This window comes from Halobacillus ihumii, assembly GCF_902726645.1.
In the GTDB taxonomy this organism is placed as follows: domain Bacteria; phylum Bacillota; class Bacilli; order Bacillales; family Halobacillaceae; genus Halobacillus_A; species Halobacillus_A ihumii.
Window position 1 is genome coordinate 341,148 of record NZ_CACVAO010000001.1, and the last position, 16,753, is coordinate 357,900.

Below are 16,753 nucleotides of genomic sequence, written 5' to 3' on the forward strand. Positions count from 1 at the left end.
AGTGTTATTCAGTTGAATATTCCTTTACTTTTTGATTACAATTGAGTGAGCAACATTTACCTAAACTATTTCACTACCGGACTTAGCCAGAGGGAGGAACAACTAGATGCTATTGGCTGTACTATTGCCTTTTATTATTGCCATTTTCATCCCATTCCTAAGCAAATGGAAAGATAAATTTCATACAGGTTTCATTGTAACCGCTGTACCTGCTGTGATTTTTATTTATTTTGCACGATTCTTAGGGTCGGGATTTGAACCGGTGTCCAGAGAGTATACTTGGATACCCTCTTTAAATATGAATATCGCTTTTTATTTAGACGGATTAAGCTTATTATTTGTTCTGCTAATCAGCGGAATTGGTGCCCTAGTTGCTTTTTATTCGATCTATTACTTACATAAAACAGAGCAGCTAGGACATTTTTACGTGTACTTTTTATTATTTATGGGATCGATGTTAGGTGTAGTCCTTTCTGATAACGTGTTTGTTTTATACACGTTCTGGGAATTTACCTCGTTGTCATCCTTCTTGCTTATTGGATACTGGCATTATAAAGAACGTTCTAGATATGGTGCCTTAAAGTCAATGCTAATCACAATATTTGGCGGTCTTAGCTTATTGGGCGCTTTAATTTTCATGAGTGTGATTACAGGGTCAACGAGCATTCAACAAATTATCAGTCAGCAAGAACTTATTCTGAATCACGAATTCTTCCCTCTCATCCTTGTTTTCATTTTATTAGGTGCCTTTACAAAGTCAGCACAGTTTCCATTCCATATTTGGCTGCCTGACGCAATGGAAGCTCCAACTCCTGTCAGTGCGTACTTGCACTCTGCAACAATGGTTAAAGCAGGGATCTTTTTAGTGGCGAGATTTTCACCTATGTTATCCTCCTCTGATTGGTTCTTTATCATTGTCTCAAGTGTTGGAATTGTTACGTTATGCTGGGGTTCATATATGGCCGTACGTCAAACCGACCTTAAAGCCATCCTGGCCTTCTCTACTATCAGTCAGCTTGGCATGATTATGGCCATGCTTGGGTTTGGTACAGAAGTTGCCGTATTTGCAGCTGTTTTCCACATTCTGAATCATGCAACCTTTAAAGGAAGCTTGTTTATGGTGGCGGGAATTGTTGACCATGAGACGGGGTCACGCGATATCCGTAAGCTTGGTGGATTAATGACATTCCTTCCGATCACTGCAACGTTAGCTCTATTCGCTTCCTTTTCAATGGCCGGTGTCCCATTACCATTCTTAAACGGGTTCTACAGTAAAGAATTATTCTTTGATGCGGCCATTCATTTTGAACAGACTACGACGGGATTCATAGCTTTTCTTAAAACAGCCTTCCCGTACTTAGCCGTTCTCGGAAGTATTTTTACTTTCGTCTATTCTATGTACTTCTTTTTCGGAACTTTTAGAGGAAATGCGAAGGTGGACGAACTCCCAAAGAAACCACATGAAGCCCCGATGGGAATGCTCGTATCACCGATGATTTTGGTGGCTGGGGTTATTATTATTGGGCTATTTCCTCAATTGATAAATGAACCATTTATCCACCATGCGGCTTCAGCTGTAAAAGGTTTTGAACTTCCTGTTCATCATATAAAGTTTTGGCATGGAATTAAACTGCCGCTCATTATGTCACTGACCGTTATTGCCTTTGGCACAGTCCTTGTTCTGTCTATGAGTAAATGGAAGGGGATCTACCGGTTTTTACCTGGAGTTCTGAGTTTGAATAAATTCTATGATGGACTCGTTGATCGAACAGTAGGTTACTCTTCTGCTTTAACAAAAGGCTATATGAACGGGTCAATCGGTCAGTATATCCGATTAATTGTAGGGGCCATTATTATTGGCTGCTTTGGAATCATGGCTGCAACAAATGGCTTTCGTCTGGAGACTGGAAATCTAGCCGATGTTACGGTAACTGAGGTGTTTGTCGCAGTAATGATGGTCATTGCCGCCATCGGAACGATTATAGTTAGAAACCGAATAGCTGCAATTCTGATTTTAGGGGTTGTAGGGTATGGGCTCTCTCTCTTGTTCGTCATCTATCGAGCTCCTGACCTGGCCTTAACTCAATTTATTATCGAGACGGTTACATTGGCTCTGTTTTTGCTAGTGTTTTATCACTTACCTAAGTTTGAGAACCATACTCATTCTGCAAAAACTAAAACTTTCAATTTAATTATCTCTATAGGCTTCGGGGCTCTCATGACGATGATTGCTATCTCTGCCCATAGCAGTAAGATGTTCGACTCGATCGCCAGTTACTTTATCGAAAATTCATATAAACTAGGCGGTGGAGATAATATTGTCAATGTAATTTTGGTCGACATGCGTGGACTGGATACACTATTTGAAATTACTGTTCTTGGAATAGCAGCAATGGCTATTTATGGGCTGATTCGATTACGTGGAAACAGGAAGGGGGATTAAATCATGGAAATCATCATGGCCGTTCTTGCTGGTATCTTATTTACCACAGCCGTTTATAACCTCCTCCAAAAGCAGATGCTTCGTATCATCATAGGTACGGCACTGCTTTCTCACGGTGCACATTTATTTATCCTGACAATGGGAGAATTGAAAGAAGGCGCACCTCCGATTCTTACGGAAGGGGTTGAACAATATACAGATCCGCTTCCACAAGCATTGATTCTCACGTCCATTGTAATCAGCTTTGGAATCACGAGTTTATTACTTGTCCTGGCATATCGAACTTCTAAGATCAATGGTACAGATAATATGGAGCAATTGAGAGGTAACGATTATGAGTAATTTAATATCACTTCCCATTATTCTGCCGCTTCTGGCAGGAATTATAGTCGCATTTTTTGCAAATAAGCTGCCGCTGGCACGAACCATGTCAAAAGTATTCGCCTTGATTAACCTGGCTGTTACCGGTTTTATTCTGTATCAAATCTACCAAAATGGACCCATTGTCCTTGAGACCGGTGATTGGGCAGCTCCCTATGGCATCATTCTCGTTGGGGATATGTTATCCATCACACTCGCTTTTACTACGAACATTGTTGCAGTTGCCTGCGTCTTTTACGCATCAAGATCTTTGACGGAACAACAGGAGTCCTATTATTTTTACAGCTTTTTCTTCCTGTTGATTACAGGAGTCAGTGGCGCATTTATTACAGGGGATATTTTCAACTTGTTTGTGTTTTTTGAAGTACTGCTAATGGCTTCTTATGGTCTGATTGTCCTTGGAAATGGGCGAGCACAGCTTCGGGAGTCCATGAAATATGTGTTGATTAACTTGTTTTCTTCCATGGTTTTTGTCACAACCGTATCATTCCTGTATTCAGTGGTAGGTACGTTGAACATGGCTCATATTGCTGAGCGTGTTCAGGAAGTAGATCAACAGGGAATTCTTACGACAATTGGTATTTTATTGTTCTTCGTGTTTGCTACGAAGGCCGCCATTTTCCCATTGTATTACTGGCTCCCCCATTCCTACAGTGTCCCTAATCCTGTTGTCTCAGCTTTATTTGGCGCATTATTGACGAAAGTAGGAATTTACTCGATCCTTCGGGTGTTCACTTTGATCTTTGCCTGGGAAGCAGATTTAACTCATATACTCTTTATTTATTTGGCTGCCTTCACCATGCTTTTTGGTGTGATCGGTGCTTTATCTACAAATAATATTAAGCTGATCATCGCTTACAATATTATTCCGGCAGTTGGATTTATGATGATGGGAATCGGTGTTTTTACAGAAACGTCGATCAGCGGGACGGTTTACTACTTAATTCATGATATGGTAATTAAGGGCGCACTCTTTTTATTAGTAGGAGTAATCGCATATGCAGCTGGAACATCGGATTTAAGAAAAATAAACGGTTTGATTCATCATTACCCAGTTCTTGGCTGGTTTTTCTTTATTGCAACGCTCGTCTTGGCTGGTATTCCCCCGTTTAGCGGATTCATAGGAAAGCTTCTCCTCATTCAGGGAGCATTAGGACAAGAAGAGATTATGATCGTTATTATTGCCTTAATCACCAGCCTGCTTATCCTCTTCTCCATGATCCGCATTTTCATTCAAGGGTTTTGGGGAGAGAAACAAGAGCTTGCTCACCCTGAGAGAAAGCAGGCTGCCAATAAGATGACCTGGCCAATTGGATTGTTGTTATCCATTTCTGTACTGCTCGGTGTAGGGGCCGAGTGGTTTTACCCTTCTGTTGAATGGATAGGCGAATATTTAATGAACCCGCAAATTTATATCGATTCTGTCCTAAAGGAGTAGAAAGCTTATGCCATTTCAAATCGTCATCAATTTGATCTTAGCTGTCATGTGGATGTTTTTAAGTGAAACTTACAATTTCAAAACATTCCTTGTCGGCTATCTATTAGGAATTGCCTTGCTCTTTCTATTACAACGATTTATTCCTGATGCTTTTTATTTGAGGAAAGTTGGAAAAGTATTTAATTTAATTTTATTATTTATTCGTGAGCTTGTACTCTCAAACATTGATATTGTCAAACATGTTTACCGACCTAAGCTTGATATTCAGCCTGGAATTTTCGCACTTCCCACCGAGTTAAAAAGCAATTGGGAGATTACCCTGCTTGCTAATTTGATCACTTTGACTCCCGGTACCTTATCCTTGGTCATTAGTGATGATTATTCTGTTATTTATGTCCATGCTATGGATATTGCTGATGTAGAAGAATCGATTACCGAAATTAAGGAAACTTTTGAGAAAGCCATCATGGAGGTGACCCGCTAATGGAGGATATCTTAACTTTTACCCAATCTTTAATTGATATCTCAGTCGTTATCTCAGTGGTTGGCGTGTCCATTTCCTTGCTTTTACTGTTGTACAGAACGGTGAAGGGCCCAACCAACCCGGACCGCGCTGTGGCTCTTGACACCATAGGAGTTAACATTATGGCACTGGCAGGGCTCATCGCCATCCACCTTGTAACAACAAAAGTGAATGATGTCATTTTGCTTATCGGAATCCTGCTGTTCATTGGAAATGTAGGATTGGCGAAATTTCTAGAAAAGGGTGTTATCATTGAGCGGGATATGGATTAATGCTGTACTTGACATTCTGATTTCTCTTTCATTGCTCCTGGGGACATTTTTTATAGTGTCCACGGCTTTAGGCGTATTAAGATTTCCTGATGTCTATACACGACTTCACGCAGCGACAAAGAGCTCCACTCTAGGAATCACAGGTATTCTTACCGGTGCTTTCCTGTTTATGTATGTTGAGCATGGCATTGTGAGTGGAAAACTTCTGTTAGGCATACTATTCATCCTGTTATCGGCCCCTGTAACAGGACACGTTCTTGGGAGGTCGGCCTACTATAGCCGAGTTCCTTTAAGCGATAAAAGTGTTGAAGATGAGTATAAGGCACATGCAGAAAAAGTTAAGGAGCATTAAATCACACGTTTTTCTAAGAAGCCGGAAATCCCGGCTTCTTTTTTTATCTTACTTTTTCATGCTGTACAAGCACAGGGACACGCTTCCACACATACACTTGTGATAGGCACATACTTACGGAGGTGTTGTGCATTGTGAGCAGTCTAATCGCTTCTATTCTTTATTTTTTCAAAGAATCGCTTCTATTTATGTCTTACGTCAAGAATCAGGCATTCCCCAATCCATTGTCAAAAGAGGAAGAAGCAAGGCAGCTAAAACTCATGGAGGAAGGCAGCCGCGAAGCAAGAGACACTCTAATCGAGCATAATTTAAGACTCGTGGCTCATATTGTCAAAAAGTTCGAAAATACAAAGGAGGATTTCGAGGATTTAATATCAATTGGAACAATAGGTTTGATTAAAGGCATAGAAAGCTACTCTACAGGGAAGGGAACCAAGTTGGCTACTTATGCTGCAAGATGTATTGAAAATGAAATATTGATGCATTTACGCTCCACTAAGAAGATGAATAAAGACATCTCTTTGCAAGATCCAATCGGCCATGACAAAGAAGGAAATGAGTTAAATTTGCTCGATATTTTGCAAGCAGATGTCGAGGATATTGTAGAAGAAATCCAGCTTCATATGGAACTGGAACAAATCAAGCAATTTATTACTGTATTAGATGAGCGGGAAAAAGAAGTAATTGTTTTCCGTTACGGTCTTGGGGACACTGATGAGCGAACCCAGAGGGAAATTGCGAAAGAGCTCGGCATCTCTAGAAGCTATGTTTCACGGATCGAGAAGAGAGCTTTAATGAAAATCTTCCATGAGTTTTATAAACAAAGCAAACAAGGCAAATCTTCTTAAATGCGGTATCGAGTAGGAAACATAAATAAAGCCACTGCACTTAGCAGTGGCTTCTATTCTTCAAGTAAACGTTGGCGCAGTTTCTTTAACTTTAGAACTAGCATAAATGCGGTTCCTAATAACCCTGCAATCATGACTAGCAAATAAAGATAGGCTGAAGAGTGATATTCATAGATACTGATCAGTACGCCAATATATAAATAGCTGCTTAATATGAGTAACGTTAACGTAAAACGTTTATAATCTGTAATTTTATTTTCTATCCATTCGGATGACTTCATGATGCCACCTCCTGCACGTACACTATAGTAACATATCTATAGCTAAACAAGGGTGGTAATTTCTTCTAGTCTATTGATGAGAGCATTGTCATGATCATCGTTGCTGCATTCGTTGCTGCTTTTGGAAGGAATTGGTCAAATGAAATGGAAGATTCTTTCCCGGCGATATCTGAAAGAGCCCGAATCACAACGAAGGGCGTAGTATATTTATAGCATACCTGGGCAATCGCTGCGGCTTCCATTTCTGCAGCAATCATCTCAGGGAATTTACCGCGTACAAAGTTGACACGAGCTTCTTCTTGCATAAAGGAATCACCTGTGGCAATAATCCCTTTTTTTGCCTTCGCATTCGTTGACTCCACAGCCTCCATAGCTTTTTCCATCAAAACAGAATCTGCCGGATACAAGGCAGGGAGTCCCGGTACTTGACCGTATTCATATTGAAAAGCTGTCACATCCACATCGTGGTGAGTAACAAGCGTGGAGATCACTACGTCTCCAACCTCCAGTTCCTTGGCAAATCCTCCGGCTGAACCTGTGTTAATGACGCGATCAATAGTAAAACGCTCATGCAAAATCGTCGTTGCAATCGCAGCATTTACTTTTCCGATTCCCGATTTTAGTAAGACAACTGTCTGGTTACATAGAACGCCTTTAATAAACACACTGCCTGCGGCCTCGATCGTTTTATCGATAGTCATTTCGCTTTTTAGTAATTCTATTTCTTCGTCCATTGCTCCAATTATTCCGATGGCCATACTATTGCTCTCCTTTGTTTATTTCCATAGTCTTATTGATAAGGGTTACTTGCTAATTCTTCTACTTTAATCGGTTTATATCCTTCACCTTCTACCCAATGAATATAAACACGATACGTCTGCTGCTGCGCTTTATCTGAGACTGTGGCCTCTACTTTCTGAGGTCCGCCCCCATTTTCTACTCGCCAGGCAATCATATTGCTCGTATTAATTGAAGTAGCCTTACTTGCAGCTTGTAAGATTTCCTGCCAATCTTGGGTGGATTTCTCGTAGGTTACGGTATGATTGCCATTGGTTTGCTGCTCTGTCGCAACCGGTTCCCAATCTTTAGTAATCACACGTTCTACATTTTCCTTATCACTTTCTTTAACGACTGCATCCTTTTCTTCTTTTTTATCTTCCTCTTTATTTTTTTGTTTGGAAGACTCACTATCCTGTTCTTCTTGTTCATCCGTTATCACGTTTAATTCTTGCTCATTAGAAGAATTGCCATTCCCTGATTGCTGATTACTTGCTGTCTGATCACTTTCTCCTCCAAAAATAAAGGAAGCTATAAATACAACGATCAGCAAAGCTCCTGCACCTGCGAGCCATGTGAGTAGTTTAGTACCTCTTCTTTTTTTCTCAAATCTATTTGCTCTAGAAAAAGAAGATTCTTTTTTACTCATAATTTCTCCTCCTTTACCCCACCTAGTATACATAAAAAACTCAAATCATTAACATGCACTGTAGTCACATACCTGTTTTAAAATTAGAGAAAAAGACAGGGATGCCCCTGCCTTTCTGAGTTACTTAGTTGTCACTGAAACAATCTTAACATCAAGTTCCCCGCCTGGAGTCACTACGGTTACTTTATCTCCAACTTCATGGCCGATTAAACTCTGAGCCATTGGTGAATCGTTACTTATCTTCCCTTCAAAAGGATCAGCTTCTGCGCTTCCTACGATCGTATAAGTCTCTTCATCGCCATCTGGAAGCTCTTGAAAGGTAACTGATTTACCCATGGATACCATGTCAGGATTATCATTGTCATTTTCAATGATAACCGCATGGCGGATCATATTTTCGACTGTCTGGATTCTCGCTTCTACAAAAGCTTGTTCATCCTTCGCAGCATCATACTCGGAGTTCTCTGATAAATCTCCGAATCCTCGTGCTTCTTTAATTCGTTCAACTACTTCTTTTCGGCGTTCATTTTTTAAGTGCTCAAGTTCTTCTTGAAGCTTTACTTTACCTTCTGCAGTCATATAAAAGCTTTTCTCTTGTGCCATTTCCACTACACTCCTCTTTCCGACAAAAATGACCGTTATCCCGGCATATAGCGAAATGAGCAGTACAACATGTACGCCCATTTGATAACTAATATAGTGTATCTGGGACATAGGTTTTCTAGAACTTCTATCATGAACTATGCCAGATATCTTATCTTTTTTCAACTATTTTCTTTACTAAGCTTTTGTCCTTTTTCATAAAGAACTGTCTGGATCTTCGTAGCCATTAAGTCAATGGCCACATGATTCTGACCGCCCTCTGGAATGATCAAGTCGGCATATCTCTTAGTAGGCTCCACAAACTGCAGATGCATAGGACGCACTACATTGATGTATTGGTCAATGACCGAGTCTAAAGTCCTTCCTCGTTCATTAATATCACGCATCATTCTTCGTATAATTCGAACGTCAGCATCTGTATCCACAAACACCTTAATATCCATTAAATCACGCAGCCGAGCGTCCTCTAATACTAATATGCCCTCAACTATAATGACTTCCTTAGGTTCAATCTGTATCGTTTCATCAGACCTTGTGTGCATCTTATAATCGTAAACGGGTTTTGAAACCGGCTTCTCCTGAATCAGATCTTTTAGATGATCAATGAGTAAATCATTATCAAAAGCTAAAGGGTGGTCATAGTTTGTTTTCAATCTTTCTTCAAGAGGAAGATGACCCTGATCCTTATAATAATAATCTTGTTCAACCATAAGTATTGTCTTATCAGCAAAACGCTGAATAATAGAACGGGTTACACTTGTCTTGCCAGAGCCTGTCCCTCCAGCTACACCAATCACAACAGGTTTATCACTCATGCTTATGGGTTCTCCTTTCATCCCAAAAAAGTCGGTTTAGTTTGTTTAATTATGGTTCTTAACTGTAATGGCTACCCCATCGCCAATAGGGACAATTGACGTATGGTAATGTTCTTGAGTTGTTAACCACTGGTTGAAGTTCCGAATCTTCTTAGCCAGCTTCTTCATTCGTTTAGTGGCCTCGCGGTCATCTGCGACATATCCTTTAAACAGGACGTTATCGGTAACAATCATCCCATTATCCGCTAATAGCGGGGCATATAAGTGGAAAAACTCCTCATATTTACCTTTGGCAGCATCTATAAAAATAAAATCAAAGGGAGCGGATTGACTCACTTTATCTTTTAAGTCGAGAGCATCGCCGTAAAGAATCTCAATCCGATCTTCCGCCTGAAATTTGTGAACATTATCAACAGCTTGTTGAAAACGTTCTTCGTCTCTTTCTATCGTCGTAATCGAGCTGGTTGGAGAAGCCTCGAGCATTCGAAGTGCAGAATAACCGATCGCTGTTCCAATCTCAAGCAGTTTATTAGGTTTATGCAAACGGATCAGCTGCATCAAGAATTGAATGCCGTGAGGTTCCATAATCGGTACCCCTTGCTTACGTGCCTCATGTTCTAATTGTCTTACTTCCTCAGATGATGCCGGCAGTAAAGATTGCAAGTACGCATGTTGTTCCATTACTATGCTGTCCCCTTTCATCTTGGACAAATCCATTTACAACCCTGTTATTCTAACATAAACAAAGAGAGAAATGCGAGTAATTCTCTGCATTCCTCTCTTTTACGCTTATGAAATATGTTCTTCTTTTAATTTGTTGTGTTCTTCAAGTGTCTTAGAGTAATAAATATTGCCTTCATCGTCTGCAAGGAAGTACAGATAATCTGACTCAATCGGGTTAGCTGCTGCTTCAATGGCATTTTTATGGAAGCTTGAAATGGGTCCTACTGGCAGCTTTTTCACATGATAAGTGTTGTAGGGTGATTCTACTTCGAGATCTTCATAAAGCACACGATCCTTATGTTCACCAAGTGCATAAAGAACCGTTGGATCTGTCTGCAGTTTCATGCCTTCTTCGATTCGATTATAGAAGACCCCTGCAATTTTCTTCCTATTTTCTGCTGTTCGAGCTTCATTTTCAAGTAACGAAGCCATCGTAATTCCTTCATGGAGTGTCATTTCTCGCTTAGCAAATGCATCGCGATAAGGCAGGACAACTTTCTCCGTCCGTTTGATCATTTTTTCAACAATTTGTTCGATACTTGGATCTTCCACATAAAAGGCATAGGTTGAAGCAAACAAATAACCTTCTAGCGGGTATCGGATTTCCGGTTTTAAAATGACTTCATCCAGCAGAGCCGGATGTTGCTCAATAAGTTGGTTCACATACCCTCGGTCATTCACTTTTGCCATAAACTCTTCTTTTGTGAATCCCAGCTCTTTAGCATAAGATTCAGCAATTTGCTCCAATGTATAACCTTCTGGAATGGTCACACTAAATACCGGGTCTTTCCTGACTTTCCCTGTTTTTAATGATTCAATAATTTGATCAATCGTCATCGCAGAGGTAAATTGATACGTTCCTGCTTGAAAGCCTGTCTCATTTTTAAACTTGGTGTAAAATCTGAAAATGAGAGCATTATTAATCACATTATTTTCTTCCAATATTTGAGCAATTTGTGAAGTTGAAGACCCCAATGGTATTTTAATATTCTTCTGGGTTTCATCATCTGGATCTACAGGCTGGAGTGCATTGTTGATATAAAAATATCCTGACACGCCACCAACTAGAAGGACGATAATTATAGTTGTTAATACAATCGCAACAATTTTACGAACTGTGCTTGCCTCTTCACTTCTTTTTTTTATGCGGTCTTTATATTTCTTTTTAAAATTTGAATCAGACAACAACGTTCCTCCTTCCGTCCGCTACATTATACTACAAATAACGCGCTATTTTCCATATCTTCACACAATATACATGATAACCTGAGAATTGTGCAAGTCATCAGAACGTATGCATTAAAAACAGCCTATAGCTCTATGGCTATAGGCTGTTCTATAGAATGAAAAATAACTTACGTTAAATCCTCATCTGTGAGTGTGTTAAGCATTTCCTCTACCATTTCCCACTCTTCGTCCGATTCGATTTGGTAAAGAGCTAAATCGTCCTCTTCATTTCCTTTCTCTTCATATCGGAAAGCAAAAACTTCGACTTCGTCTCCTTCTTTCTGCTCTGCCGGTACGACGGCTATATAAGATTGTTCTGTTTGTTCTACGTCAAACGTAAACAATACTTCAAATAAATGTTCTTCTCCATTTTCATCCGGGATGATAATTCGCTCTTCTTTTTCTAGTGCCATTAGTATGAGCCTCCTTTATTGTGGTGAATCTAAATAACTTTGCAGTATGATCACTGCAGCCATTTTATCAATGACTTTTTTCCTTTTTGCTCGGCTGACATCTGCTTCGAGTAAAACACGCTCTGCAGCCATGGTAGTCAACCGTTCATCCCATAGATGAACGGTTAGTTTATAATGTTTCTCCAGCCACTTCGCAAATTGCTGGCTGGCTTCGCCTCGGGGGCCGATCGTGCCATCCATATTTTTAGGAAGTCCTACAACAGCTTCTGTAATAGTATTCTCATCTATCAGCTTTTTCAGAGGCTCCTTAGCTGTCGTATAATCTCGTTCATCCCATTTTAATGTGGTAAGGCCTTGAGCTGTCCATCCAAGTGCATCTGAGATAGCAACCCCGATCGTTTTCTCCCCTACATCTAATCCAATCTTTTTCATTAAGCATCTCCATTATTCTTTTCCAGATAAAATTTGACCAATTCTTCAATTAGCTCGTCCCGCTCCATTTTGCGTATTAAATTCCTTGCATCCTGATGGCGTGGAATGTAAGCCGGATCGCCCGAAAGCAGATAGCCTACAATCTGATTGATGGGGTTATAGCCTTTCTCTTGCAAGGAATTGTGTACAGATAATAGTACGGACCGGACATCCTCTTCAAATGGCTCCTCTGAGAAATTAAAACGCATTGTCTTGTCCATTGAACTCATTTACAGTCACCTCGCACTTCATAGTATTTAACTCCATTATATACCTATTTATAGGAATGTAAAAACTAGTTGTTATGGCTTGCGTATTCTTTGGCATATTGCAATGCTTCAGGGATCTTAGCAGCATTCTTTCCTCCGGCCTGTGCCATGTCAGGGCGGCCGCCTCCCCCGCCGCCGCAAATGGTGGCAGCTTGTTTAATTAGATGACCTGCATGATATCCTTTTTCGACTAAATCCTTTGAAACTCCTGCAATTAGCTGAACTTTTTCTCCATTAGGTGTTGCCAGCAGAATTATTCCAGAACCAATGTTTTGTTTTAAATCATCGACCATTGCCCGGAGAGCATTCATATCCTTAACGTCTACTTGTTTGGCTAAAACATTCACCCCTTGCACTTCTTCGACTTCATCAAGAATAGAAGTAGCTTCGATATTAGAAATCTTAGTAGATAGTGATTCATTTTCTCGTTGAAGCTGCTTTATTTCCTGTTGTAAATTCTGAATGCGATCAGGAACCGTCTCTACCTTCGTTTTCAGTAGAGAACCTGCCTCTTTGAGAAGGGATTCTTTGCTATTCATATATTGATAGGCCCCTTTAGCTGTTACGGCCTCCATTCTTCTCGTTCCTGCACCAATACCTGATTCACTAACAATTTTAAATAATCCGATCTCAGCTGTGTTATTAACATGACAGCCGCCGCAAAGTTCAAGGCTGTATTCGCCGATCTCAACCACCCGAACTTCTGAGCCGTATTTTTCCCCAAATAAAGCCATTGCTCCTTTTTCCTTCGCTTCTTGTAAAGAAGTATAAGCAACAGAGACAGGAATTGATTGCCATATTCTTTCGTTAACAATGGCTTCAATTTGCTCTATCTCTTCATTCGTTACAGACCCAAAATGGGAGAAATCAAAACGAAGGCGATCTGTTGCAACAAGGGACCCTGCCTGGTTGACATGCTCACCTAATACATCTTTAAGTGCCTGATGAAGAAGGTGTGTAGCCGTATGATTCTTCACGATAAAGGTTCTTTGTTCTTGATCCACCTCTGCTGCAACGAGCTCCCCCTTGGTGAGCATTCCTTGTTTAACAATAGCCTCATGCATATTTTGTCCGTTTGGAGCTTTTTGAACAGACGTTACTTCGAGCACGGCTTCGTCTGTTTTTATCGTGCCTGCATCCGCAATTTGACCGCCGCTCTCAGCGTAAAAAGGTGTCTTCTCAAGGAAGAAATAGACTCTGTCACCCTCAGTTGCTTCTGAAGCAAAGTCTTCTTCTTTAATTAGCTCAACCACCTTTGTTTCAGCCGAAAGCCGGTCGTAGCCTATAAATTCACTCGCCACATGAACATCTCCAAGTACACCTGCCTGAACTTGCATACTATCAGACTTCTGACGTGCATTACGAGCCCGTTCTCTCTGCTTTGCCATTTCAGTTTGGTACCCTTCTTCGTCTATCGTGAAACCAGCTTCGGCAATGTATTCCTCGGTAAGCTCCTTCGGAAATCCATATGTGTCATAAAGACGAAAAACTTCTGAACCAGGGAAAATGTTACTTCCTTTCTCTGTTTCCTGTTTCATAATTGTAGAAAGAATGGCCAGGCCGTCATTCAATGTTTCATGGAAGCGCTCCTCTTCCGTACGAATGACATTCTGGATAAACTCTTGTTTTTGTTGCACCTCTGGATAAAAGTCATGCATGATGTTTGCTACTTCAGGAACAAGTCTGTACATGAATGGGTGATCAATTCCAATCTGCTTTGCAAATCGTACAGCTCTCCGTAATAGCCGGCGGAGCACATATCCTCGTCCTTCGTTAGAAGGCAAAGCTCCATCGCTAACAGCAAATGTAACCGTACGCATATGATCCGCAATTACTTTAAAAGCCGAATCATGGGCTACATCTTTTCCATATTTATATCCTGATATCTCTTCAGTCGCTTCTATGATTGGCATAAACAAATCGGTTTCAAAGTTGGTTGGCGTGTCCTGAATAACACTAACCATCCGCTCAAGACCCATTCCTGTATCAATATTCTTTTTCGGAAGCGGTGTGTACGTATCATCAGGATTGTGATTGAATTGAGAAAATACAAGGTTCCATATTTCCAAATAACGTTCGTTCTCTCCGCCTGGATACAATTCAGGGTCTTCTGGGTCATGACCGTATGCTTCACCACGGTCATAAAAGACTTCTGTGTTAGGACCGCTTGGACCTTCGCCGATATCCCAGAAGTTCTCTTCTAACCGGATAATCCTTTCCTCATCTACCCCAATCTTATCTTTCCATAATGAGTAGGCTTCATCATCTTCCGGGTGAACCGTGACCGATAGTTTTTCAGCATCAAATCCAATCCAGTCCGGGCTCGTAAGGAATTCCCATCCCCAGGCCATAGCTTCTTCTTTAAAATAATCTCCAATTGAGAAGTTACCGAGCATTTCAAAAAATGTATGGTGGCGGGCTGTGAAACCTACATTTTCAATGTCGTTTGTGCGGATCGATTTCTGCGCATTTACAATTCGCGGGTTCTCCGGAATCACACGGCCATCAAAATATTTCTTCAAGGTAGCTACACCACTGTTAATCCATAATAGAGATGGATCTTCATGTGGAACAAGTGATGCACTCGGTTCGACACTGTGGCCTTTTTCTTTAAAAAAGTCTAAAAACATCTGTCGTACTTCAGCCGAAGTCAATGATTTCATTTTTCAACCTCCAATATTAATATCTCCATACAAACGAAAAACTCCCGTTCCTGCACTATGGCAGGGACGGGAGTTTATTCCGCGGTACCACCCTGATTATAGACACTTCTATTCTGTCTATCACCTCAACACGCACATAACGGGGCGCTTGCCGGCGGGTATTAGCCGCACTCGGGAATAGCGTTCAACAGAGCTTCTTTTATACTTCTTTCAGCCTATGGAAGTATCTCTCTTCTAAAGGGGCTGCTGCCTACTGATTTCCTTCAATGTGTTCATCGTTCGTATAGTATTGATATGCGCTATTATAGATAACATCTGACTATCTGTCAACGCGCAGACGCGAATGGCCAATTTCCTCCACCACCACTTTTAAACAAGTAAGAACCGGGACTGCTGCGATCATGCCTGCCACACCAGCAAGCTCACCACCAGCCAGTAATGCTAATATAATTAATAGTGGGTGAATGTGAATACTTCTCCCCATAATGTATGGTGATAACAAGTTCCCTTCCATAATCTGAATCACAAAAATAGCAATAAGAGCTATAATAAGTGTTTTTACTGAAATCGTTACCGCAACGATTAAAGCTGGAACTGCCCCGAGCAGTGGCCCAAAATAAGGGATAATATTAGTAATCCCGGCCACCACTCCCAACAAGAGCGGATAAGGCAGTCCGGCCAGCCAAAAACCTACCGTCGCAAAAAAGCCGACAAATAAACTGATCAGTAATTGCCCTCTAATATAGCCTCCAAGTGAATGACTAAGTCTACCACTGACATGTTGGGCTTCCCCATGCCATTTTTCCGGAAGAAGACGTAACAAAGAATGAAAAATTAGCGAATGGTCTTTTAAGAAGTAAAACGTCATGACCGGAATTACAGCCAGCAATACAATCAAGTTAAATACCCCGCTTAATGCAGCAGCTGCTGACATCAGCCATTCACTCAGCCATGCCTCAAAGTCAGAAAAACGCTCATCAAGATGCTCATGAATGCCATCTGGAAAACGTTCTGTTTGGGCATAAAATTCGCTTGTCCAGTTTTGATAGGATTCCATTAGATGCGGAAGCTGCACACTCAATGTTTTCAACTGTTCCAATAGGTGCGGATAACCACGATAAATGGAAAATCCGGTGACCGAAAAAAAGGCAGCAAAGATAAGCAGGATCGATAAACTTCGTGATAAGCCAAGCTCCTCCAAAAAATGTACAACAGGATGAAGTAATAGAGATAACACGATCGCGAGTATAAAGGGTAAAAGAATTCGCAGGATCATAAGCACTACATGGTCATAATAAGGATACAGCCAAGCTAAAATAAGCATGAAGAGTAACACTACAAAGCATATTACACTGCGGAGTATCCATTTATTGGCTTTCTCGCTCATTTATGATCCCGACTGATAGAAAATATCATTTAAGGAACTTAAACTTCCATCCTCTTCTATTTGGTTAATATTCACCTTTCCATCCTCAATAGACAATTCGATAAAACATGTCCAGCAATAATATTGGTCATTGCCTATGCGTCCAAGGTTTCGCCCCTGGCAATTTGGACATTTCATAGAACATACTCCTTTTTTTACCAAATAGTATGTCCCTAGTT

20 protein-coding genes and 1 other annotated feature are annotated in these 16,753 nt (G+C 40.8%); of the genes, 7 read left to right on the plus strand and 13 right to left on the minus strand.

The genetic code is table 11. The features are described from left to right. Positions 1 to 106: 106 nt before the first annotated feature. The 7 genes from G6R08_RS01860 to sigK all read left to right on the plus strand — a co-directional run bounded on the left by G6R08_RS01860 (position 107) and on the right by sigK (position 6,257). On the plus strand, positions 107 to 2,443 hold the full coding sequence (locus tag G6R08_RS01860; protein ID WP_163526424.1) for a Na+/H+ antiporter subunit A: 2,337 nt from the start codon (positions 107 to 109) through the stop codon (positions 2,441 to 2,443). Between the two features lie 3 nt (positions 2,444 to 2,446). Then, on the plus strand, positions 2,447 to 2,785 hold the full coding sequence (locus G6R08_RS01865) for a Na(+)/H(+) antiporter subunit C (RefSeq protein ID WP_163526425.1): 339 nt from the start codon (positions 2,447 to 2,449) through the stop codon (positions 2,783 to 2,785). Further along, on the plus strand, positions 2,778 to 4,262 hold the full coding sequence (locus G6R08_RS01870; RefSeq protein ID WP_163526426.1) for a Na+/H+ antiporter subunit D: 1,485 nt from the start codon (positions 2,778 to 2,780) through the stop codon (positions 4,260 to 4,262). The genes G6R08_RS01865 and G6R08_RS01870 overlap by 8 nt, the downstream gene beginning before the upstream one ends. Before the next feature lie 7 nt (positions 4,263 to 4,269). Then, positions 4,270 to 4,746: a Na+/H+ antiporter subunit E gene (locus G6R08_RS01875; protein ID WP_163526427.1), complete on the plus strand. Its 477-nt coding sequence runs from the start codon at positions 4,270 to 4,272 to the stop codon at positions 4,744 to 4,746. Beyond that, positions 4,746 to 5,057 carry a monovalent cation/H+ antiporter complex subunit F gene (locus tag G6R08_RS01880; protein WP_163526428.1) on the plus strand — a complete coding sequence of 104 codons (312 nt, stop codon included), beginning with the start codon at positions 4,746 to 4,748 and terminating at the stop codon, positions 5,055 to 5,057. Before G6R08_RS01875 ends, G6R08_RS01880 begins: the two co-directional genes overlap by 1 nt. Then, positions 5,029 to 5,409, plus strand: a complete 381-nt coding sequence (mnhG, locus tag G6R08_RS01885) for a monovalent cation/H(+) antiporter subunit G (RefSeq protein ID WP_338035420.1) — start codon at positions 5,029 to 5,031, stop codon at positions 5,407 to 5,409. Before G6R08_RS01880 ends, mnhG begins: the two co-directional genes overlap by 29 nt. Before the next feature lie 134 nt (positions 5,410 to 5,543). Beyond that, on the plus strand, positions 5,544 to 6,257 hold the full coding sequence (gene sigK / locus G6R08_RS01890; protein ID WP_079530353.1) for an RNA polymerase sporulation sigma factor SigK: 714 nt from the start codon (positions 5,544 to 5,546) through the stop codon (positions 6,255 to 6,257). Between the two features lie 53 nt (positions 6,258 to 6,310). On the opposite strand, the gene G6R08_RS01895 is transcribed toward sigK, so the two are convergent. The 13 genes from G6R08_RS01895 to G6R08_RS21930 form a co-directional block, all read right to left on the minus strand. Then, entirely contained in the window at positions 6,311 to 6,538 is a 228-nt protein-coding gene (locus G6R08_RS01895; RefSeq protein WP_079530354.1) for a YrhC family protein, read from the minus strand. A 65-nt stretch (positions 6,539 to 6,603) separates the two neighbouring features. Next, entirely contained in the window at positions 6,604 to 7,296 is a 693-nt protein-coding gene (gene mtnN, locus G6R08_RS01900) for a 5'-methylthioadenosine/S-adenosylhomocysteine nucleosidase (RefSeq protein ID WP_163526430.1), read from the minus strand. A 32-nt stretch (positions 7,297 to 7,328) separates the two neighbouring features. Next, positions 7,329 to 7,964: a YrrS family protein gene (locus G6R08_RS01905; protein ID WP_163526431.1), complete on the minus strand. Its 636-nt coding sequence runs from the start codon at positions 7,962 to 7,964 to the stop codon at positions 7,329 to 7,331. A gap of 120 nt (positions 7,965 to 8,084) precedes the next feature. Beyond that, on the minus strand, positions 8,085 to 8,567 hold the full coding sequence (gene greA, locus G6R08_RS01910; RefSeq protein ID WP_163526432.1) for a transcription elongation factor GreA: 483 nt from the start codon (positions 8,565 to 8,567) through the stop codon (positions 8,085 to 8,087). A gap of 161 nt (positions 8,568 to 8,728) precedes the next feature. Then, positions 8,729 to 9,382: a uridine kinase gene (gene udk / locus G6R08_RS01915; protein WP_163526433.1), complete on the minus strand. Its 654-nt coding sequence runs from the start codon at positions 9,380 to 9,382 to the stop codon at positions 8,729 to 8,731. Between the two features lie 45 nt (positions 9,383 to 9,427). Then, positions 9,428 to 10,063 (minus strand): O-methyltransferase, encoded by a 636-nt coding sequence (locus G6R08_RS01920; RefSeq protein WP_163526434.1) that lies wholly within the window; start codon positions 10,061 to 10,063, stop codon positions 9,428 to 9,430. 108 nt (positions 10,064 to 10,171) lie between these two features. Beyond that, the gene (gene mltG / locus G6R08_RS01925) at positions 10,172 to 11,290 is read right to left on the minus strand and encodes an endolytic transglycosylase MltG (RefSeq protein WP_163526435.1); all 1,119 of its coding nucleotides are present in this window, start codon (positions 11,288 to 11,290) and stop codon (positions 10,172 to 10,174) included. Positions 11,291 to 11,460: 170 nt separating this feature from the next. Further along, positions 11,461 to 11,745, minus strand: a complete 285-nt coding sequence (locus G6R08_RS01930) for a DUF1292 domain-containing protein (protein WP_079530361.1) — start codon at positions 11,743 to 11,745, stop codon at positions 11,461 to 11,463. Positions 11,746 to 11,760: 15 nt separating this feature from the next. Then, positions 11,761 to 12,177, minus strand: coding sequence for a Holliday junction resolvase RuvX (ruvX, locus tag G6R08_RS01935; protein ID WP_163526436.1), 417 nt, complete (start codon positions 12,175 to 12,177; stop codon positions 11,761 to 11,763). Further along, complete coding sequence (locus G6R08_RS01940; protein WP_079530363.1) at positions 12,177 to 12,446, minus strand: IreB family regulatory phosphoprotein; 270 nt, start codon at positions 12,444 to 12,446, stop codon at positions 12,177 to 12,179. Before G6R08_RS01940 ends, ruvX begins: the two co-directional genes overlap by 1 nt. A 65-nt stretch (positions 12,447 to 12,511) precedes the next feature. Further along, entirely contained in the window at positions 12,512 to 15,148 is a 2,637-nt protein-coding gene (alaS, locus tag G6R08_RS01945) for an alanine--tRNA ligase (RefSeq protein WP_163526437.1), read from the minus strand. 59 nt (positions 15,149 to 15,207) lie between these two features. Then, positions 15,208 to 15,424: a binding site (T-box leader), on the minus strand. A 43-nt stretch (positions 15,425 to 15,467) separates the two neighbouring features. After that, entirely contained in the window at positions 15,468 to 16,535 is a 1,068-nt protein-coding gene (locus tag G6R08_RS01950; RefSeq protein ID WP_275897916.1) for an AI-2E family transporter, read from the minus strand. Next, the gene (locus G6R08_RS21930; protein ID WP_176142538.1) at positions 16,536 to 16,712 is read right to left on the minus strand and encodes a hypothetical protein; all 177 of its coding nucleotides are present in this window, start codon (positions 16,710 to 16,712) and stop codon (positions 16,536 to 16,538) included. Positions 16,713 to 16,753: the final 41 nt, after the last annotated feature.